The following is an 18,922-nucleotide window of genomic DNA, read 5'->3' on the forward strand; positions in this document are numbered from 1 at the left end:
GCCGGCGCGGGCGAGATCGGCTTCGGCATCAGCGAGCGCCGCGCGGGCGTCTTCCAGTTCCGTTTCGAGTTCGGCGAGGCGGTTCTTCTGTTCGAGGCGCAGCGCCGCCGCACTGGGCGCATCGGCACCGGTGACATGGCCATCCCAGCGGAAGACGGCGCCATCACGGGTGACCAACCGCTGGCCGGGTTTCAGCTGCGGCAGCAGGGTCAGCGCCGCATCGACGCTGCCGGCAATGCCGATCTGCGCCAGCCGCCGATGCAGGACTTTTGGCGCACGGACGTGGGTGATCAGGGCGGAGACGCCGGAGGGCAAGGCGGGATCGCCGGACGCATCCCCGGAAAGGCGCCAGTGCACGGGCGCATCGCTGTCGGCGGGGGAATCGAGATCGTCACCGAGGGCGGCACCGAGCGCGGTTTCATAACCGCGGTCGACATCGACATCCTCGACGACAGGCGCGAAGGAGCCGCCGGCAGCGCCGGCCTCCAGCATGCGCCGGATCGTGCGCGCTTCCGTCTCGATGCCGGCGAAGCGGGCGCGGGCGGTATCGACCGGGCCACGCAAGGCGCTCTCGGCAAAACGCGCCTCCTCCAGCGCCTCCTCCACGGCGACCAGCATCTCGCCGGCCGCTTCCAAAGCCTCTTCGGCAAACTGCACGGCGGCGCGGCGCTCTTCCGGATCGGGCAGCGCATTGATCCGCGTATCCATCTCGCCCAGTTCGCGCGCCTGTGCATCCAATTGCTGGCCGAGGCGGAAATGGCGCTCCGAGAGATCGCGGATCGCCTTTTCCAGCTGGTTGCGCACGGCAGCGGCCTCCGCCCGCTCGGCGGTGACGGCGGCGAGCGCCTTTTCGCTTGTCGCGAGCTTTGCGGCGGCCTCGTCCATCGTCTCGCGGGCGGCCTCGGCGCGTTCGTCGGCCTCGGCGAGGATCTCGCCGATTTCTTCCTCTTCCGCCGTCAGCCGATCCAGCACGGCGGCATTGTCGGCCACCATACGTTCCTCGCGCACGATGTCCTCGCCAAGCTGGGCCATGCGGCGGCCAAGCTCATCGCGGCGGCGCAGCAGGCGGGCGGAATCTTCCTCCAGCTGCGCGCGGGCGATTTGCAGGCGCTGCAGCACGGCGGCGAGTTTCGCCTCGTTCTCGCGCAGTTCCGGCAGCTTCAGGCTGGCGACGGCCTGCTCCTTGGCCGCCTGCATCTGGGCATTCGCCCGCTCGGCAACGATGGAAGTCGCCTGGTTGAGCTGGCTTTCCGCCTCGCCCTCGGCCTCCTTCGCCTGCACCCAGCGGATATGCAGCAGCATCGCCTCGTGCCGGCGGATATCGGCGGAGAGCATCTTGAAGCGGTTCGCCTGGCGCGACTGACGCTTCAGGCTTTCGATCTGGCTTTCGAGCTGCGAGGTGACGTCTTCCAGCCGCTCGAGATTGGTTTCGGCGGCGCGCATGCGCAGCTCCGCCTCGTGACGGCGGGAATGCAGGCCGGAAATGCCGGCCGCCTCTTCGAGCAACTGGCGGCGCGCCTGGGGTTTCGCCTGGATGAGTTCGCCGATGCGGCCCTGCCCCACCATGGAGGGCGAGCGGGCGCCGGTGGAGGCATCGGCGAAAAGCAGCTGCACATCCTTGGCGCGCGCCTCCTTGCCGTTGATGCGATAGACCGAGCCGTTTTCGCGCTCGATGCGGCGCGTGACCTGGATTTCGTCCTGATCGTTGAAGGCGGCGGGCGCCGTGCGGTCGGAATTGTCCAGATAGAGGCCGACTTCGGCGGTGTTTCTGGCGGGGCGGTTGCCTGAGCCGGAAAAGATGACGTCGTCCATGCCGGACGCGCGCATGTTCTTGTAGGAGTTTTCCCCCATCACCCAGCGCAGTGCCTCGACGAGGTTCGACTTGCCGCAACCATTCGGCCCGACGACGCCGGTGAGGCCGCGTTCGATGACGAATTCGGACGGTTCGACGAAGGACTTGAAGCCGAGCAGGCGGAGCTTGGTGAACTTCATGCGGTCACCTGCCCCTTAAAGTAAAAAGCGGGCGCACGGCTTCCGCCGTCGCCCGCTTCAAAACCGGTCGAAGGATCAGAGCATGCTGTCGATGAGGGCCGACATGGTGTCAACCGACATGTCCCCCGAATAGCGCTTGCCGTTGATCAGGAAGGTCGGGGTCGCCGCGACGCCGAAGTCCTTGGCACCGCGCTCGCGTACCGCGTTCACATCATCCAGAAGCTTCTGGTTCGTCAAGCAGGCCTGGAAGCTCTCCTGTGTAAAACCGGCGAGTTTGGACATCTGCAGCAGCGCTTCGCGGCCATCCTGCGCGGCAGCCCAGGTTTCCTGCTGCTTCATCAGCATGGAAAGCATGGGGAAATACTGGCCGGCTTCCGTCAGCTTCGTCGTGTCCTGCGGGTTGCAGCGCGCCAGCATGAAGGCGGCGGCAGCGCGCGGATCGAAGGGGAATTCGCGCACGATGAAGCGGACCTTGCCGCCATCGACATACTTCGCCTTGATCGCGTCGAAGGTGTTGTTGTGGAACGCCGCGCAATGCGGGCAGGTCGTCGACATGTATTCGACGATCGTCACGGGAGCATTCGCCTCGCCGAGCGCCATGTCGGGCAGCGCGCCGGGCTTGAGCACTTCCGCCATGTCGACATCGCCTTCGGACGAGGGAACCTCGACATTCTTGGCTTCGGCGGCAGGCTTCTGGGCGGTTTCGGTCGTCGTCGTGGTGGTGGTCGCAGCCGTGCCGGTCGCCGTGCTCGATTCCGTCGTCGTGGTCGTCGGCGTCGTGGCGGTCTCGGTCTTCGTTTCCGTCGAGGTGGCCGGCGTCGAGCTTGCGCTTTCCGTCGTCGTCTGGCTGGTTTCAGGAGCCTTGGCGGTCTCCTTCTTCTCGTCGCTGCATGCGGCCAGCGTCACGGCAAGTGCGGCGACGGCAACGCCGGAGAAGAGGCGCTTCATCAGGCTCATTTCGGAAAGGGACATGGTCTCTCCTGTGGGAAGGGATAGGAATTGAAATCTCTTGACGCAACCCAGGCTAAAATGCTGACACGCACCCGGATTTGCTCTCGGCTCTCCCGTTATACCTGCTTTGGGGCGGGAACAAGCGGAGTTAAGGCTAGTAACTTCAAAGAATTGTGACCGTTCGATGGTTGTGAAGGCGGGCTTTCGCACTTCATTTGCGCCGGCCGAGCACCGCCGTTCCGAGCCGCTTCAGCGCCGCCTTCAGCGCGTCTCCCTCGATGCCTTCGACGAGATGATCGAGATGCTGGGCGGCCGCCCCCGTCAGCGGGCGCGGCTTGGGACGGCGGTTGCTCTGGATGCTGACCGGCTTCTGCACGATCTTGATCTGGTTGACCGCCGGAAAACCGAAGAAGCCGTTGATGCGCTGGATGATCTCGCCCTGCTGGTGGCTGAGGAAGAGTGCCCGCGCGCCCTCGCAGGCGATCGTCAGCACGCCCGCCTGGTAGCCGCCGCCCTCGCCCGCCATTTCGGAGGCGCGGCGCGGCCAGGCGATGCGCTCCGGCCGGGTGCATTCGGCGAATTCCGCACCGGCGATCTCGTCCCATGAGCCCAGCAGCATCGTGTTGATGCCGGCGCGCTTGGCGAGCACCGGATCGATGAGGCAATTGGCCACTTCGCTGATCTGCACAATGCCGCGGCGCGGCTTTTGCTGGACGTTTTTGTTCACGCTTTACCTGTCTTTTCAGACGCAGTTCCGATCGCAAAACCGCTTCACACTTTTGCGGAACTGCTCAGGGAAAATATTCCTGTTTCTGCCGCGAAGCACTTGAAGATCGCGGATCAGTCCGCCAGTTATAGGCCCTTCGATCCCGTTCAGGCAAATCATGACCCAAGCTCATCGGACCATGGCGCCCGCCGACCTTATCCTCGCCTGGTACGACAAGCACCACCGCGACCTGCCTTGGCGCGTCAGCCCGCCGATGGCGGCGGCCGGGGTGAGACCCGATCCCTATCGCATCTGGCTGTCGGAGGTCATGCTGCAGCAGACGACGGTACAGGCGGTGAAATCCTATTTCTTGCTGTTCACGTCGCGCTGGCCGACGGTGTCAGACCTTGCCGAAGCCGACAACGAGGATGTGATGAAGTCCTGGGCGGGTCTCGGCTATTATGCCCGTGCGCGCAATCTGAAGAAATGCGCCGAGGCGGTCGCCTTCGAGCATGGCGGCGTCTTTCCCGATACGGAGGACGGGCTGAAGGCCCTGCCCGGCATCGGCGACTATACCGCCGCCGCCATCGCCGCCATCGCCTTCAACCGCAAAAGCGCCGTGCTCGACGGCAATGTCGAGCGCGTCATTTCGCGCCTCCATGCCATCGAGACGCCGCTTCCTGCGGCAAAGCCGGAAATGCGGGCACTGGTCGCCGCCATGACGCCGGAGGACCGGCCGGGCGATTTCGCCCAGGCGATGATGGATCTCGGCGCCACGATCTGCACGCCGCGCCGGCCGGCCTGCGCACTCTGTCCGCTCAATGTGGATTGTCGTGTGCTTGGCCGCGACGATCCCGAACTTTTTCCGCGCAAGGCGGCGAAGAAGGAGAAGCCGGTGCGGTTGGGGGCTGCCTTCGTGGCGCAAGACGAGGACGGCGCTGTGTTTCTGCGCAAGCGCATCGAGAGCGGCCTGCTCGGCGGCATGACGGAAGTGCCGGGCAGCGCCTGGACGGCGCGCGTCGATGGCGACACCGCAACCACCGCCGCGCCTTTTCCGGCCGACTGGCACGCCACCGGCACCGTCACCCATGTCTTCACGCATTTCGAGCTGCGCCTCACCGTCTATCGCTCTCGCGTGCCGCGCGGCGCGGCAAAGGACGGCGGATGGTGGCAGCCGAAGGCGACGCTCGATGGCGAGGCACTGCCGACCGTCATGAAGAAGGCAATAAAACAGGCCATACCCGACGCATTCGAGAGGAATTAGGCAGTAAACTGCCTATTTCCTAGGAAAAAACGAGGACCGCATGACCAGCATCGAAATCCGCCACATCGTTTTCGACATCGGCAAGGTGCTGATCCACTACGATCCGCATATCCCGTTCGCCCGCCTTATCCCTGACGATGCCCAGCGCAACTGGTTCTTCACCAATGTCTGCACGCACGACTGGAACCTGGAGCAGGATCGCGGCCGCAAATGGGAGGATGCCGAGGCGCTGTTGATCGAGGCGCATCCCGACCGGGTCGAGCACATCCGCGCCTTCCGCAAATATTGGCACGAAATGGTCTCGCATGCCTATGTCGAGAGCGTCGCGATCATGGAGGCGCTGATCCAGGAGGGCCGCGACGTCACTATGCTGACGAACTTCGCGGCCGATACGTTCAAGGAGGCCCGCAAGCTGTTTCCCTTCCTCGACATGCCGCGCGGCGTGACCGTCTCGGGTGAGATCGGCCTGATCAAGCCGGATCTCGCGATCTACGAGAAGCACAGCCGCGATTTCGGCCTCTCGCCGGCCCACACGCTGTTCATCGACGACGCGCCGGCAAATGTCGAGGGCGCACGGCTGGCCGGCTGGAATGCTGTGCTGTTCACCGACCCGGAAAAGCTGAAGAGCGATCTTGCCGCCCACGGCATCGCCCTCTGATCCTGAGGACGATGACCCCAAAACCGAAACGCCCGGAGCCTTGTGGGCTCCGGGCGTTTTCGCATTTCCGGGACTGAAGGTACAAAAACCGGAAAAGCGATATCCTGCCTGCCGAGCCGGTTGATCGGCTGTGGCTTTTCACAACGATTTCCGTTGCTTGGCCTGATGTATTTGCTGGATCACAGTAAGCGCTTGATGGTTAACATCACCTGAATCGGCGGCGTGGAAGTTTGGGAGACGTCTCAAAAGATAGAGCTGCCCGCGCGCCCCTAAAACAGCCACAGCCCCCGATGCAGGGAACACCGGAGGCCGCAGCTGGAGAAACGTATATTTCGGGCCTGGCCGGCCTATTCGATGCCGGCCATTCCGGCACGCACGACGGCGCGCAGGTCGTCGATCGGCTTCAACTGGGCACCGTCGGCATAGTGCCAGAAGGTCCAGCCGTTGCAGGCGTCGAGCCCCTGCACCTTGGCCCCGACGCGGTGGATCGAGCCGGCGTCGGCGCCCGAGGCGAGCGTGCCGTCGGCGCGCACGATGGCGCTGTGGCGGCGGCGGGCGTCCGTAAGCACCGTGCCGGGTGCGATCAGGCCGCTTTCGATCAACGTGTTGAAGGCGACGCGCGGTTCCGCCTTCTTGCCGGTCATCACCGAAAGCGTCCCGCTGCCGAGCGGTTCGACCGCATCGATGCGCTCGCGGGCCGCATCGATATAGGCCTGCTCGCGCTCGATGCCGACGAAATGACGGCCGAGGCGCTTGGCGACCGCTCCCGTCGTGCCGGAGCCGAAGAACGGGTCGAGCACCACATCGCCGGGCTTGGAGGACGCCATCAGGATGCGGGCGAGCAGCGCTTCCGGCTTCTGCGTCGGATGCACCTTCTTGCCGTCGTCGCCCTTCAGGCGCTCGCCGCCGCTGCAAATCGGGAACAGCCAGTCCGAGCGCATCTGCACGTCGTCATTGGCGGCCTTCATCGCATCGTAGTTGAACGTATAGCCCTTGGCCTTCGGGTCGCGCGTCGCCCAGATCATCGTCTCGTGCGCGTTCTGGAACCGGCGGCCCTTGAAGTTCGGCATCGGGTTGGTCTTGCGCCAGACGATGTCGTTGAGGATCCAAAAATTGAGATCCTGCAAGGTCGCGCCAACGCGGAAAATGTTGTGGTAGGAGCCGATGACCCAGATGGTGCCGCTCGGCTTCAGCACGCGGCGGCAGGCGAGCAGCCAGGCGCGGGTGAAGGCATCATAGGCCTGGAAGGACGCGAACTGGTCCCACTCGTCGTCGCAGGCATCGACCAGGCTCTGGTCGGGACGGTGCAGTGCACCGCCGAGCTGAAGATTGTACGGCGGATCGGCGAAGATGACGTCGACGGACTGGTCGGGCAGCGCTTCGAGCGCTGCGACGCAATCGCCCTTGATAATGGAGTCGAGCCAGCCGCTCTTGCGGGGCGAACGGGAGACGTCTGCAAGCGAAAGAACAGATGGCATATGATACTCGCTGATACGCTGACTCGGAACGAAACTTGATGGTGCTTATGGTTACCGAAGATGGTTACCAAAGGCTGAAGGCTTTGGAGAAAAAGCGAAAACCGTGTCGTCACGGCACTTTCCGGATGAATTCAAGCCCTTGCGAATATCCGCCCTGCCCTGCACGTTTCTGAAGGGAGAGAGCTGAGCCTTGCCGGCGCCAATGACCGGAATTTCTGTAAAAACGTGGAGGATGAGCCTTGCGACTGAAAGCCGCCCTGATGCTTCTGGCGGGGCTTCTTGCCGCCACCCAGACCATTGCCGCCGACAAGACGATGATCGTGCTCGATGCCTCCGGCTCCATGTGGGGCCAGATCGATGGTCGAGCCAAGATCGACATCGCCCGCGAGACGCTCGGCACGGTGCTGAAATCCGTGCCCGTCGGCACCGAGCTTGGCCTGATGGTTTATGGCCACCGGGAAAAGGGCTCGTGCAGCGATATCGAGCTGGCCGTGCCGCCGGGTGCGGGCACGGAAGGTGCGATCACCAGCTTCGTCAACGGCATCAACCCGAAAGGCAAGACGCCGCTCAGTCAGTCCGTCGAGCAGGCGGCCGATATCCTCAAATATACCGAGGAAAAGGCGACGGTCGTGCTGGTGACGGATGGGCTGGAGACCTGCGAGGCCGACCCTTGCGCGCTCGCCTCGGCGCTTGAGAAGAAGGGCGTGGATTTCACCACCCATGTCGTCGGCTTCGGCCTGACGGAAGAGGAAGGCAAACAGGTCGCCTGCCTTGCCGAAAATACCGGCGGCAAATATTTCCAGGCCTCCGATGCCGCCCAGCTCGTCGCCGCGCTGACCGAGACTGTTGCGGAAGCGCCGATGGCCAAACCCAAGCAGGAAGAGGTGGCGGTCGCCGAGCCGGAGCCAGCACCGGCCGTCGAATTCAACGCGGAGTTCGACAGCGTGCTTTACGAAGGCGGACCGTCGCTCGGCGACAACAACGAGGTTGCCTGGCAGATCTACAAGGCGGGTGCGGACGGCAAGCCAACGGGCGATACCGTCGAGACCCAGTACAAGGGCCAGTATTCCGGCAATTACCCGCCGGGCAAATATGTCGCCGTGGTCGCGCTGCAGGGTGCGAGCAAGCGCGAAATCCCCTTCGAGGTGAAGGACGGCGCGGTCGCGAAACCCTTCGTCAATTTCGATGCCGGCCTCCTCGTCGTCACGCCGAAGCGCACGCCGCAGGATGCGGAAGGTGACGGTGAGGCGGCGGTCCAGATCGTATTCGGCGGCGATTCCACGACAGGCTACGGCACGACGAAACAATATGTTCCCGCCGGCGAGGTGACGGTGAACGGCACGATCGGCCCGACCAAGGTCTCCGAAACCGTTGCCGTCAAGGCCGGCGAAACGCTTCAGCACGACCTCGTCATCGGCTCCGGTACTGTGCTCAACAAGGCCGTCTATGCCGAGGGCGGGCCGGCGGTCGATTCCGGCGAGGTGTTCTTCGAGGTGGTGGAAGCCAAAAAGGCCATCGACGGCACCCGCAAGAGCGTCGCCTACAACTACGGCACCGGCACGAAGATCGATGTACCGACCGGCGATCTCGTGCTCACCGCCAAGCTCGGCTCGGCGACGGGCGAGGTTCCAATCAGCCTCAAGGCCGGCGAGATGAAGGAGGTCGTCGTCAATCTCAATGCCGGCGTTCTGGCCATCAGCGCACCGGGCGGCAACTTCATCGAGGTCCTCAGCGCGACGAAGGACATCCAGGGCAACCAGAAATCCATGTCCTACAACTACGGCACCGAATGGCAGGATACGCTGCCGCCGGGCGACTACGTGGTCCGCGTGAAGTATGAAGGCGACACGGCGCCGAAGGAAGGCAAGGCGACGGTCAAGGCCGGGGAGCGGGCCGAGATCACGGTGCAGTAATGCAATAGAAAGCGAGAAGCCCCTCCCCTCCAACGTGATCCTCGGCCTTGAGCCGAGGATCCATGCCACAGGCAGGATGGTGCGGATGTGTGGATCCTCGGCTCAAGGCCGAGGATGACGAAAGAGAGGATGGCGCCTCCTTTTGCAATCGCTTTTCGCGCACATACAGGGCGAGGAAATCAGATACGTATGGCCGTTTACGAGACGGTGCCAAACTCCGCAGTGCGCAGCTATCGTCTAAGCAAGCCATACTACGCCGCATGAAAGCTCCGGCTATCCTCCGGCGCCTCATCCCGGTCGTTCAGCCCGTAATCCCTCACCACGCTCGCGATGCGCAGCCGGTAGGTGTCGAACACGCCGCCACGGCCGAGGGCCTGGGCGGCGCGGTGCTCCTCGGTCGTGCGCCATGCCTTCACCGCCGTCTCGTCGCGCCAGAAGGAGAGCGAGAGCAGGCGCGTCGGATCGGTGAGACTGCGGAAACGCTCGATGGAGAGGAAACCGTCGATACCGTCGATAAGCGGGCGCAGGTCGCAGGCGGTGTCGAGATACAGATCCATGCGGCCCGGTGCCGGCACCACTTCGAAGATGACGGCGATCATGGCGCGATCCTCGGCGCGTGCGGCAGCGAGACGTTCTTCAGGAAGATGCGGTCCTCCTTCAGGATGAAACGCTCCTTGCGGGCGAAGTCGTAGTTTTCCCGCCCGAGCGGATCGGCGGTGAGCCGGGCGCGATAGGCCTCGTAGGCGGCGAGGCTTTCGATGTTATAGATGCCGTAGGCCGTGGTGGACGAGCCCTCGTGCGGACCGAAATAGCCGATGAGATCGGCGCCGCAGCGCGGGATCGCCTGGCCCCAGTTCTGCGCATAGGTGGCAAACGCTTCCTTGCGGAAAGGGTCGATTTCGTAGCGGATGAAGCAGGTGATCATCGTCGTCTCCTTGTTTTCACGATACACCCTTCTCCCACATTGCCATGCGCGAATGCTTCGGCTACCATCGAACTATGAAAGAAGGACCTGACATTTCCCAGATCGGCGCGCTGATCGGCGATCCCGCCCGCGCCAACATGCTGACCGCGCTGATGGGCGGCCAGGCGTTGACGGCGACCGAGCTTGCGGGCGCGGCTGGCATCACGCTGCAGACGGCCAGTTCCCACCTGTCGAAGCTTGAGACCGGCGGCCTCGTCGCCCAGCGCAAGCAGGGGCGGCACCGCTATTTCGCGCTGGCCGATGACGAGGTGGGCCTGCTTCTCGAAAACATCATGGGCTTTGCCGCCAATCGCGGCCTCATGCGCACCCGCCCCGGCCCGAAGGACCCGGCGCTGCGCAAGGCGCGCATCTGCTACAACCACCTCGCCGGCGATTTCGGCGTGCGCATGCTGGACCGGCTGGTGGCCGAAGGCGACGTGGTGCTCGACGGCGACGAGGCGGACCTGACGCAAAGCGGCGAGGCCCGCATCGCGGCGCTTGGCATCGACGTGCCGTCGCTCAAAGCCCAGCGCCGCCCGGTCTGCCGCACCTGCCTCGACTGGAGCGAGCGGCGCTCGCATCTTGCCGGCTCGCTCGGCGAGGCGCTGCTGTCCCGTTTCATCACAGACGGCTGGGCGAGGCGCGAGACGGATAGCCGCGCCATCCGCTTTACGCCCGAGGGCGAGCGGCGGTTCACGGCGCTGTTTCCATAAAAGACGAAGGGCGGCCCGAAAGCCGCCCCTGAAATCCTCCTGTAACGCGAGACCTGGCTACAGGATGAAATCGCCCTTCAGCAGGGTCACGGCGTCGTCGAGGCGGATGGCGAAATCCGCCGTCCTGTCGCCATTCACATCGCCGTAGATAAAGGTATCCGAGGCCGTCTTGTCGTAGATCAGCTGCCCGGCCTTTCCGGTGAAACCGCCCTCGTTGGCGACGAAGCTGAAAGCCTGGTTGCCGTCGGATTTTGAATTGGCATCGATGACGGAGAGATCGATGCGATCGCCCTTCACGAAATCGAAGATCGCGTCGCGCCCCGTGGAGGCAACGGTCGTCTCCTTGATCGACTTGAAGACGAAGGTATCGTTGCCCGTCCCGCCGGTGAGGCTATCCGCGCCCATCCCGCCATAGATCTTGTCCTGGCCCGCACCGCCGGCAATGGCGTCGTTGCCGCCCTTGCCGCTCAGCACATTGGCGGCATCGTTGCCACGCATGATATTGCGCGTGTCGTTCCCGACGCCGGAGATCGCGCCGGTACCGGTCAGCGTCAGGTTTTCCTGATACTGGCCGAGTGTCCAGCTGACCGAAGATCGGATCGTATCGATGCCGGAATCGGCATAGTCGAAACGGAAGGCATCGCTCCTGTTGTCGATGACATAGGTGTCATTGCCGGATCCGCACACGAAGGTATCGGCACCGGTGCCGCCATCGAGATAGTCATTGCCGACGCCGCCGTCCATATAGTCGTTGCCCGAGCCGCCGGAGAGAGTGTCGTTGCCGGCACCGCCCTTCATGTCGTCATTGCCGGCCTCGCCATAGAGGCGGTCGGCACCGTCGGCCTTGGCGTCGAGATCGGCGCCGTTCATCATGTCGTTGCCGGCGCCGCCATAGAGAATGTCGTTGCCGTCGCCGCCTTCCATGTCGTCGTCGCCGGCACCGCCACGGAGCGTATCGGTTCCGGCTTCGCCGTAGAGTTCATCGACACCGGACCCGCCGTGCAGCGTATCGTTGCCGGTGCCGCCGAACAGGCGGTTCATCGACTGCGCGCTGTAGGTCTTGCCCTCGATATCGGCCCAGAGGATGTCGTCGCCCGCATCGCCATGCAGGGAATCGCCGCCGATGCCGCCGACCAGCAGATCGTTGCCCGTGCCGCCATAAAGCTGGTCATGGCCGCCCTGTCCGTAGATCCTGTCATTGCCGGCGTCACCGTAAAGCGTGTCTGAGCCGCCGCGGGCGTTGTATTGCCAATCGGGCTCGTCGGTGCCGGTATCGCCGAAAATGCGGTCATCGCCATCACCGCCATAGGCGACGTCGCCCTCGGTATTCTCAAGGGGATTCTGATAGATGTCGCCGAAGATGGTGTCGTTGCCGCCGTAACCGCGGATCGCCCCTTTGACGAAGGCGCTGTCGGCGTCCGAGTAGTTGTCGTAAGTCCCGTCGCCCAGAACACGCGCCGTGCCCCAAAGGAGGTCATTACCGCTGGTGCCTGTGATCTTGCCATTCGGATCTCTTGCCATTTCGATCTCCTGGTAGAACTGGTGCTGACAATGGCTGCACTATAGGGCGCGCCCACGACATCCGTGTTCCCCTGGGAACAGCGCGCGAGAAGAAAACAGCGCTCCCTCGCAAAACCCCGACATAGGGCCGAAGCACAACAGCCCTGCCAATCTGGCAATTGTCGCCTCCGGCCCTTTGGTGTAGGGAAGCCGCGCTTGCCGGGCGTATCGGTGCTCCCAAAGGAAAGACGACGACATGGACGGTTTCGACCTCATCATTTTCGACTGCGACGGTGTTCTGGTCGATTCGGAAATCATCGCGGCGGAGGTCGAATCCCGGCTTCTGACGGAGGCCGGCTATCCGATCGGCGCCGAAGAAATGGGCGAACGCTTTGCCGGCATGACCTGGCAGAACATCCTGCTGACGATCGAGCGCGAAGCCGCCATCCCGCTTTCCGCCTCGCTGCTCGACAAGTCCGAAAAGCTGCTCGATGCGCGCCTCGCCGCCGACGTGAAGGTCATCGACGGCGTCAAGTCGATGCTGTCGCGCATCCGCAAGCCCTATTGCATCTGCTCGAACTCGGCCTCGCACCGTCTCGACATGATGCTCTCGAAGGTCGGCCTCAAGCAGGTCTTCGCCCCGCATATCTATTCCGCCAAGGATCTCGGCCCGGATCGCGTCAAGCCGAAGCCGGATATCTTCTTGCATGGTGCAAAGCAGTTCAAGGCGGATCCGGCCCGCACGCTGGTCGTCGAGGATTCGGTGCACGGCATTGCCGGTGCCCGCGCTGCCGGCATGCGCGTCGTCGGCTTCACCGGCGCCTCGCACACCTATCCCTCGCACGCCGACCGGCTGACGGAGGCCGGCGCCGAGACCGTGATCTCGCGCATGACCGACCTGCCGGACGTCATCGCCGCGCTTGCGGAATGGCAGGACGCGATCTGATCTTTTTCAAGCGCTGAAAACGAAAAGGCCGCAGAAGCATCTTCCTCCGCCTTTTTGCTGGATGGCCTTCAGGCCGTTATTTCGTGTTGTACGGGCCTTCGTCGAAGCCGACGAAAGCGCGCACAAAACCGCCCGAGCCGCCGGGAACGGTGACGTTATCCTTCGTGAAGACGAACTGCGCCGTGCCTTCGGCCGGAATGTTGACCGGGAACTGCACGAGATCGGAATAGAGCGTGTTGTCGCCATCGGCGGCGGCCACGCGGATCGGCACATTGACGGAAGTGCCGGCGCTGCCTGCCGGGCCGGTGACGATGCGGCCCTGGACCATGACCGTCATGACGAGCTGGCTCTCGTTGATCACGCAACGGCGCGTCGTTTCGGCGAGCGTGACCTGATAGAGCAGCTTCGACGGATCGTCCTTGGCGCCCTTGGCATAGCGGCGCAGCACGGATGTGCCGTCGCGCAGATAGACCTGCGGGCAGGCGCCCTGGATCACGGCAGCGCCCTGCGTCTGCTGCGCATTGGCGGTGGCTTGCGTGCCGGCACCCGCCGTATCGCTGGAAACGCCGAGGTCGGCGGGCTTGTCGGTCTGGTTGCAGCCGGCCACTATGGCGAGAAGGGAGATGCCGAGAAAGCGGCGGATCGTCATTGCAAACACGTTACTTTTACCCCTGCAATCAGGCCCCGCCCCCGGCGACCAAGCCTTTCGGAACTCGTTTCACGGGCCTTTTCACGACCCTAGGCGATGGTCTATAGCAGCGACGCGGCGAAAAATCGATTGCTCGAATGAAACCGCCCGCAGAATTTCGGAAAGGCCCGTTTTCGGACGGGTAGCACGCAACGGCATTGCCACGATCTGCCGCAAAGAGACCTGCGGCAAACGTGGCCTTTCGGGTAAGGTCGGAAGGACGATGGCAGCACAGCGACCGAACGACCGGTGGACGATCCCGTCCGCGCCCCCCAACCATTCCAAGGACCTGTGAACGTGGATTATGTTTCGACGCGGGGCGAGGCCCCTTCCCTCGGCTTCTCCGATGCGCTTCTCGCCGGGCTTGCCCGCGACGGCGGCCTCTATGTGCCGCGCGAATGGCCGACCTTCTCGAAAAAGGAAATCCGGGCGCTGCGCGGCAAATTCTATGAGGAGATCGCCTTCACGGTTCTCTCGCCCTTCGTCGAAGGCGATATTCCCGCCGACAAGTTCCGCGCGATGATCGACGAGGCCTATGCCACGTTCCGCCATCCGGCCATTGCGCCGCTCGTGCAGACCGGCCCGAATTCCTTCGTCATGGAACTGTTCCACGGCACGACGCTCGCCTTCAAGGACGTGGCGATGCAGCTGCTCGCCCGCCTGATGGACCATGCGCTTGCCGTGCGCGGCGAACGCGCCACCATCGTCGGCGCGACCTCCGGTGATACGGGCGGTGCGGCCATCGACGCCTTTGCCGGCCGCGAGCGCACCGATATCTTCATCCTCTTCCCCGAGGGCAAGGTCTCGCCGGTGCAGCAGCGCCAGATGACCACGTCCAAGGAGAAGAACGTCCACGCGCTCGCCATCAAGGGCAATTTCGACGACTGCCAGAACCTCGTGAAGGCGATGTTCAACGATACGAAATTCCGCGACGGCATGAAGCTCTCGGGCGTCAACTCGATCAACTGGGCGCGCATCATGGCCCAGATCGTCTATTACTTCACGACCGCGGTGGCTCTCGGCGCACCGGACCGCAAAGTTTCCTTCACCGTGCCGACGGGCAATTTCGGCGATATCTTTGCCGGCTACGGCGCCAAGCGCATGGGCCTGCCGATCGACAAGCTGGTCATCGCCACCAACGAGAACGACATTCTCGCCCGCACGATGAAGACGGGCCGCTACGAGATGAAGGGCGTCAAGGCAACGACCTCGCCCTCGATGGACATCCAGATCTCCTCCAATTTCGAACGCCTGCTGTTCGAGGCCCATGGCCGCGATGCGGGTGCGGTGCGCCGCGCGATGGAAAGCCTCAAGCAATCAGGCGCCTTCGAGATCGAGGAGAAAGCGCTGAAGGCGATCCGCAAGGAGTTCCGCGCCGGCCGCGCCTCGGAGAAAGACGTCGCCAAGACCATCAAGACGACGCTTGCCGAGACCGGTTACCTGCTCGATCCGCATTCGGCGATCGGCGTCTTCGTCGCCGCAAAACACGAGAAGCCGGGCGCTCCCATGGTGACGCTCGCCACCGCGCATCCGGCAAAATTCCCCGCCGCAGTAAAATCGGCCTGCGGTATTGACCCGGCGCTTCCATCGTGGCTTGCTGATTTGATGCAAAGGGAGGAGCGTTTTGACGTCGTGAGCGCTGAGCTCGACGTCGTGGAAGCCTTCATCGGCAACCATTCGCGAATCCGGGGCTAGGGCGAGGACGGGAGCGGCTGCACCCGGCATTACGTGTTTTATAGGGAGGGCCTTTCCGGTTTCCCGCGGGCGGCGGAAAGGCTGAAAACGCAGAAAGTGCGCATGATGAAAGTTGAGTGCACCCGGCTTCAATCCGGGTTGACCGTGGTGACCGAAAACATGCCCCATCTCGAGAGCGTCGCTCTCGGCGTATGGATCAAGTCGGGGTCGCGAAACGAAACCGCGGACGAGCACGGCATCGCCCACCTTCTCGAACACATGGCCTTCAAGGGCACCGAGCGCCGCTCCGCCCGCCAGATCGCCGAGGAAATCGAAAATGTCGGCGGCGAAGTCAACGCCGCCACCTCGACGGAAACCACCTCCTACTATGCCCGCGTCTTGAAGGACCACGTGCCGCTGGCCGTCGATATCCTCGCCGACATCCTGACGGAGTCCGTCTTCGACGAGGAAGAGCTTAGGCGCGAAAAGCACGTCATCCTGCAGGAGATCGGCGCGGCCAACGATACGCCCGACGACGTCGTCTTCGACAAGTTCTCCGAGGTCGCCTATCGCGACCAGATCATCGGCCGCGCCATTCTCGGCACGCCGGACACCGTTCTTTCCTTTTCGCCCGGCGAAATCCGCAGCTACCTCGACCGCAACTACACGACGGACCGCATGTTCGTCGTCGCGGCCGGTGCGGTGAAGCATGACGAATTCGTCCGCCAGGTCGAGGAGCGCTTCTCCAGCCTGCCGACCGCGCCGAAAATCTCGCCGGTCTTCGAGCCCGCCCGTTATACCGGCGGCGACGTGCGCGAGACGCGCGACCTGATGGATGCGCAGGTGCTGCTCGGCTTCGAGGGCAAGGCCTATCACGCCCGCGATTTCTACTGTTCGCAAATCCTCGCCAACATCCTCGGCGGCGGCATGTCCTCGCGCCTCTTCCAGGAAGTGCGCGAGCATCGCGGCCTCTGCTACTCGATCTACGCCTTCCATTGGGGCTTTTCCGATACCGGCATCTTCGGCATCCATGCTGCGACCGGCGGCGAGAACCTGCCCGAGCTGATGCCGGTCATCTTCGACGAACTGAAGAAGTCGTCGGAAACGATCCACCAGCAGGAAATCGAGCGCGCGCGCGCCCAGATCCGCGCCCAGCTTCTGATGGGCCAGGAAAGCCCGGCCGCCCGCGCCGGCCAGATCGCCCGCCAGATGATGCTCTACGGCCGCCCGATCCCGAACGAAGAGCTGATGGAACGCCTCGAGGGCATCACCGTCGAGCGCCTGACCGACCTCGCCGGCCGCCTGTTCTTCGACACGGTCCCGACGATCTCGGCCATCGGCCCGCTCGAACACCTCGTCCCGACCGGCGACATCACCCGCTCGCTGTCGCGTGGGACGATCGACCGCGCGGCGAGCTGAGACAACAACCTGCCTTGGCGAACACTGGTCGCCAAGGCAGCCTAAAGAAGCGGCGGCACTTTCCGTTTCAGCAGCTCGATCAATGCCGGGTCCATGAACGCATAGTCATCGGGAATATGAAGGCAGATCAGCCGCTTCCCCTTCAAAGCGGCCCAGTACTTCCGCTGTACCTTGTTGCGGTGAGTCCGCTCCATCACGAAGATGATATCTGCCCATTCTATCTCTTCCGCTGAGAGCGGATTGTCCGCGTCATTGTTGGTGCCGGCCGACGAGGTCTCGATCCCCGGCCAGTTGGCAAACACCTGTTCGGCGGTCGGGCTGCGGAGCTTGTTCTGGCTGCAGATGAAGAGAACGTTTTTCACGGGGCCGCTTTTTCGATGTACATGCCTGCGGTGATAGCAGCGGGACAGGAGAGCGTCGACAAGGGCAGACGCCCAAAAAACAAAACCCGCCTTGCGGCGGGTTGCTTGGTCGGGACCTGGGAGGAGAAATCCCGATCGGGTATCAGGGATGACCGGGCTGGCGCTGCCGCATCGGGCGCGCCGATGTCATCCCTCGTAGCGCGGAGCATCTGCCCCGGAGCCGTATCAGCCGAAAACGACCATGCCCTTGACGGCAGCCTGGATGTTCGAGCGGGTGATGCCGAGATCCTGCAGGGCGCGGTCATCGAGGGCGCCGAGTTCACGGACGGCGCGGCGTTCGGCGACATTCTTCTTGAGCTTTGCGAAGATGTTCATGGGTCAGTTCCTTTGGGTTTGTTTCGTGTGTTTCTCTTGCGTTGATCAATAGATAGTCGATCCCCTGCTTAGAGAAAATGCATATGCTTACACCGCAGGCATGCGGCTTTTGCATAGCACCAAAACAAGACCATTTTCCCGCGATGGTGGCCGCGGCCGGCCTATTCCAGATCCTCCTGCACGAAGACCTCCGTGAGATGGATGTCCGTCGTTTCCAGCCGGCCGGGACCGAGATTGACGAATTTATGCGGCACATTGGCCGGCCCGAACACGACCTGCCCCGCCGCGGCCTCCAGCTGCGTCTCGCCCACCGTGAAGAGCGCCCGCCCCTGTCGGACGATGAAGACCTCGTCATAGGGGTGCCGGTGCAGCGGCGGCCCGCGGCCGATCTCGTCCGTCGTGTAGAACATCACGGAGGCGTTGGTGCCGAAGAGCCTGCCCTCGAATTCGCCATGCCAGACGTCGGGCCGTTTTTCCCATTGCGCCCGGTCGAGCACGGTGACGGTTTTCTGCACGGCGGTTCCTTTCGATTTCTCTTGTATCTCACAACATAAGCGGCAGGCTTTACCGCGCAAGCCATGCCGGCCATTTGACGGCAGCAAGCCTCTCGGCATAATCTTGCCTTTGAAAGGCTTGCCACTGGGGCGGCGCGCGGAGTGGGCTGCATGACACGATCGGTTTTTCGGTTTCTGTCCCGGCAGTCCGACACCGTGGAACTGGCCGATGACCGGCATCTGCTTCGTCTCCCGCGCTTCCATGATTACCGGCAATGGTACCAGCTTCGCTCCGAAAGCCGGCGCTTTCTCGAGCCCTGGGAGCCGACCTGGCGTGGCGACGAGCTGACGGAAAGTTCTTTTCGGGCGCGCGTTCTCAGAAATGAACAGGAATTTTCATCCGGCCAGGCCGTGCCGCTCTTCGTCTTTACGCGGGCGGAAAAGACGCTGCTGGGCGGCCTCACCGTCGGCTATATCAGGCGGGGTGCTGCGCAATGCTGCATGATCGGCTACTGGATGGGCGAACGCCATGCCGGCCAGGGGCACATGTTCGGTGCCCTGAAACTGGTCATACCCTATATCTTTTCCAGCCTTCAGTTGCACCGTATCGAGGCAGCCTGTATTCCAGACAATACAAGAAGCATCCGTCTCCTTGAAAAGGCCGGCTTTCAGCAGGAAGGCTACCTTCGGGAGTATCTGAAGATAAACGGGGAGTGGCGCGACCACGTGATGTTTTCGCTTCTGGCGGCCGACAGGCCGTCGTGAGCGACATGAGGGCGCGGCAGCACTGGGCAGTTACCTAAGGACAATGCGCTTTCAATGACA

Annotated in this window: 19 protein-coding genes; 8 read left to right on the top strand and 11 right to left on the bottom strand. The window is 63.3% G+C overall.

Annotation, left to right across the window (positions count from 1 at the left end; genetic code table 11):
- From AC27VQ_RS24545 to AC27VQ_RS24555, 3 genes are all read right to left on the bottom strand, one after another.
- Positions 1–1,992: AAA family ATPase (locus tag AC27VQ_RS24545; protein ID WP_488718396.1), on the bottom strand; the 1,992-nt coding region annotated here is incomplete at its 3' end.
- A gap of 75 nt (positions 1,993–2,067) precedes the next feature.
- Entirely contained in the window at positions 2,068–2,964 is an 897-nt protein-coding gene (locus tag AC27VQ_RS24550; protein ID WP_488718397.1) for a DsbA family protein, read from the bottom strand.
- A 190-nt stretch (positions 2,965–3,154) separates the two neighbouring features.
- Positions 3,155–3,670, bottom strand: a complete 516-nt coding sequence (locus tag AC27VQ_RS24555; RefSeq protein ID WP_488718398.1) for a DUF721 domain-containing protein — start codon at positions 3,668–3,670, stop codon at positions 3,155–3,157.
- Positions 3,671–3,827: 157 nt separating this feature from the next.
- On the opposite strand from AC27VQ_RS24555, the gene mutY reads away from it, so the two are divergent.
- Both mutY and AC27VQ_RS24565 read left to right on the top strand, forming a co-directional pair.
- A complete protein-coding gene (gene mutY / locus AC27VQ_RS24560; RefSeq protein ID WP_488718399.1) occupies positions 3,828–4,913 on the top strand; it encodes an A/G-specific adenine glycosylase in 1,086 nt (361 codons plus the stop codon).
- Between the two features lie 40 nt (positions 4,914–4,953).
- Positions 4,954–5,571 (top strand): HAD family hydrolase, encoded by a 618-nt coding sequence (locus AC27VQ_RS24565; protein ID WP_313524740.1) that lies wholly within the window; start codon positions 4,954–4,956, stop codon positions 5,569–5,571.
- Positions 5,572–5,918: 347 nt separating this feature from the next.
- On the opposite strand, the gene AC27VQ_RS24570 is transcribed toward AC27VQ_RS24565, so the two are convergent.
- Entirely contained in the window at positions 5,919–7,049 is a 1,131-nt protein-coding gene (locus tag AC27VQ_RS24570; RefSeq protein WP_488718400.1) for a site-specific DNA-methyltransferase, read from the bottom strand.
- A gap of 239 nt (positions 7,050–7,288) precedes the next feature.
- Here AC27VQ_RS24570 and AC27VQ_RS24575 point away from each other — a divergent pair, with 239 nt between their 5' ends.
- Positions 7,289–8,962 carry a vWA domain-containing protein gene (locus AC27VQ_RS24575; protein WP_488718401.1) on the top strand — a complete coding sequence of 558 codons (1,674 nt, stop codon included), beginning with the start codon at positions 7,289–7,291 and terminating at the stop codon, positions 8,960–8,962.
- A gap of 251 nt (positions 8,963–9,213) precedes the next feature.
- On the opposite strand, the gene AC27VQ_RS24580 is transcribed toward AC27VQ_RS24575, so the two are convergent.
- Together AC27VQ_RS24580 and AC27VQ_RS24585 are read right to left on the bottom strand one after the other, a co-directional pair.
- Complete coding sequence (locus AC27VQ_RS24580) at positions 9,214–9,561, bottom strand: antibiotic biosynthesis monooxygenase family protein (protein WP_488718402.1); 348 nt, start codon at positions 9,559–9,561, stop codon at positions 9,214–9,216.
- On the bottom strand, positions 9,558–9,887 hold the full coding sequence (locus AC27VQ_RS24585; RefSeq protein ID WP_488718403.1) for an NIPSNAP family protein: 330 nt from the start codon (positions 9,885–9,887) through the stop codon (positions 9,558–9,560). Before AC27VQ_RS24585 ends, AC27VQ_RS24580 begins: the two co-directional genes overlap by 4 nt.
- 74 nt (positions 9,888–9,961) lie before the next feature.
- Between AC27VQ_RS24585 and AC27VQ_RS24590 the strand changes: the two genes are divergently transcribed.
- Complete coding sequence (locus AC27VQ_RS24590) at positions 9,962–10,639, top strand: ArsR/SmtB family transcription factor (RefSeq protein ID WP_488718404.1); 678 nt, start codon at positions 9,962–9,964, stop codon at positions 10,637–10,639.
- Between the two features lie 57 nt (positions 10,640–10,696).
- On the opposite strand, the gene AC27VQ_RS24595 is transcribed toward AC27VQ_RS24590, so the two are convergent.
- Positions 10,697–12,160, bottom strand: coding sequence for a calcium-binding protein (locus AC27VQ_RS24595; protein WP_488718405.1), 1,464 nt, complete (start codon positions 12,158–12,160; stop codon positions 10,697–10,699).
- Positions 12,161–12,395: 235 nt separating this feature from the next.
- Here AC27VQ_RS24595 and AC27VQ_RS24600 point away from each other — a divergent pair, with 235 nt between their 5' ends.
- On the top strand, positions 12,396–13,085 hold the full coding sequence (locus tag AC27VQ_RS24600; RefSeq protein ID WP_488718406.1) for an HAD family hydrolase: 690 nt from the start codon (positions 12,396–12,398) through the stop codon (positions 13,083–13,085).
- 76 nt (positions 13,086–13,161) lie between these two features.
- Here the strand turns inward: AC27VQ_RS24600 and AC27VQ_RS24605 are convergent, their stop codons facing one another.
- Positions 13,162–13,734, bottom strand: coding sequence for a hypothetical protein (locus AC27VQ_RS24605; protein ID WP_421591735.1), 573 nt, complete (start codon positions 13,732–13,734; stop codon positions 13,162–13,164).
- Positions 13,735–14,070: 336 nt separating this feature from the next.
- On the opposite strand from AC27VQ_RS24605, the gene thrC reads away from it, so the two are divergent.
- Positions 14,071–15,468 carry a threonine synthase gene (thrC, locus tag AC27VQ_RS24610; protein WP_488718407.1) on the top strand — a complete coding sequence of 466 codons (1,398 nt, stop codon included), beginning with the start codon at positions 14,071–14,073 and terminating at the stop codon, positions 15,466–15,468.
- 102 nt (positions 15,469–15,570) lie between these two features.
- Positions 15,571–16,866: a M16 family metallopeptidase gene (locus AC27VQ_RS24615; RefSeq protein WP_313524762.1), complete on the top strand. Its 1,296-nt coding sequence runs from the start codon at positions 15,571–15,573 to the stop codon at positions 16,864–16,866.
- Positions 16,867–16,907: 41 nt separating this feature from the next.
- On the opposite strand, the gene AC27VQ_RS24620 is transcribed toward AC27VQ_RS24615, so the two are convergent.
- The 3 genes from AC27VQ_RS24620 to AC27VQ_RS24630 form a co-directional block, all read right to left on the bottom strand.
- Positions 16,908–17,228: a low molecular weight protein tyrosine phosphatase family protein gene (locus AC27VQ_RS24620; RefSeq protein ID WP_313524765.1), complete on the bottom strand. Its 321-nt coding sequence runs from the start codon at positions 17,226–17,228 to the stop codon at positions 16,908–16,910.
- 225 nt (positions 17,229–17,453) lie between these two features.
- Positions 17,454–17,603 (bottom strand): DUF1127 domain-containing protein, encoded by a 150-nt coding sequence (locus AC27VQ_RS24625; RefSeq protein ID WP_313524768.1) that lies wholly within the window; start codon positions 17,601–17,603, stop codon positions 17,454–17,456.
- A 161-nt stretch (positions 17,604–17,764) separates the two neighbouring features.
- Positions 17,765–18,118, bottom strand: a complete 354-nt coding sequence (locus AC27VQ_RS24630; protein ID WP_488718408.1) for a cupin domain-containing protein — start codon at positions 18,116–18,118, stop codon at positions 17,765–17,767.
- A 150-nt stretch (positions 18,119–18,268) separates the two neighbouring features.
- On the opposite strand from AC27VQ_RS24630, the gene AC27VQ_RS24635 reads away from it, so the two are divergent.
- Positions 18,269–18,862, top strand: coding sequence for a GNAT family N-acetyltransferase (locus AC27VQ_RS24635; RefSeq protein WP_313524774.1), 594 nt, complete (start codon positions 18,269–18,271; stop codon positions 18,860–18,862).
- Positions 18,863–18,922 lie beyond the last annotated feature (60 nt).

This window comes from Shinella sp. 20P9.1.1 (assembly GCF_057798995.1).

Bases quoted from the DNA above. Each gene is read 5' to 3' on its own strand.
- AC27VQ_RS24590 (WP_488718404.1), top strand. From the start codon at position 9,962: ATGAAAGAAGGACCTGACATTTCCCAGATCGGCGCGCTGATCGGCGAT.
- AC27VQ_RS24550 (WP_488718397.1), bottom strand. From the start codon at position 2,964: ATGTCCCTTTCCGAAATGAGCCTGATGAAGCGCCTCTTCTCCGGCGTT.
- AC27VQ_RS24605 (WP_421591735.1), bottom strand. From the start codon at position 13,734: ATGACGATCCGCCGCTTTCTCGGCATCTCCCTTCTCGCCATAGTGGCC.
- AC27VQ_RS24595 (WP_488718405.1), bottom strand. From the start codon at position 12,160: ATGGCAAGAGATCCGAATGGCAAGATCACAGGCACCAGCGGTAATGAC.
- AC27VQ_RS24565 (WP_313524740.1), top strand. From the start codon at position 4,954: ATGACCAGCATCGAAATCCGCCACATCGTTTTCGACATCGGCAAGGTG.
- AC27VQ_RS24600 (WP_488718406.1), top strand. From the start codon at position 12,396: ATGGACGGTTTCGACCTCATCATTTTCGACTGCGACGGTGTTCTGGTC.
- mutY (WP_488718399.1), top strand. From the start codon at position 3,828: ATGACCCAAGCTCATCGGACCATGGCGCCCGCCGACCTTATCCTCGCC.
- AC27VQ_RS24580 (WP_488718402.1), bottom strand. From the start codon at position 9,561: ATGATCGCCGTCATCTTCGAAGTGGTGCCGGCACCGGGCCGCATGGAT.
- AC27VQ_RS24625 (WP_313524768.1), bottom strand. From the start codon at position 17,603: ATGAACATCTTCGCAAAGCTCAAGAAGAATGTCGCCGAACGCCGCGCC.
- AC27VQ_RS24570 (WP_488718400.1), bottom strand. From the start codon at position 7,049: ATGCCATCTGTTCTTTCGCTTGCAGACGTCTCCCGTTCGCCCCGCAAG.
- AC27VQ_RS24635 (WP_313524774.1), top strand. From the start codon at position 18,269: ATGACACGATCGGTTTTTCGGTTTCTGTCCCGGCAGTCCGACACCGTG.
- AC27VQ_RS24615 (WP_313524762.1), top strand. From the start codon at position 15,571: ATGATGAAAGTTGAGTGCACCCGGCTTCAATCCGGGTTGACCGTGGTG.
- AC27VQ_RS24585 (WP_488718403.1), bottom strand. From the start codon at position 9,887: ATGATCACCTGCTTCATCCGCTACGAAATCGACCCTTTCCGCAAGGAA.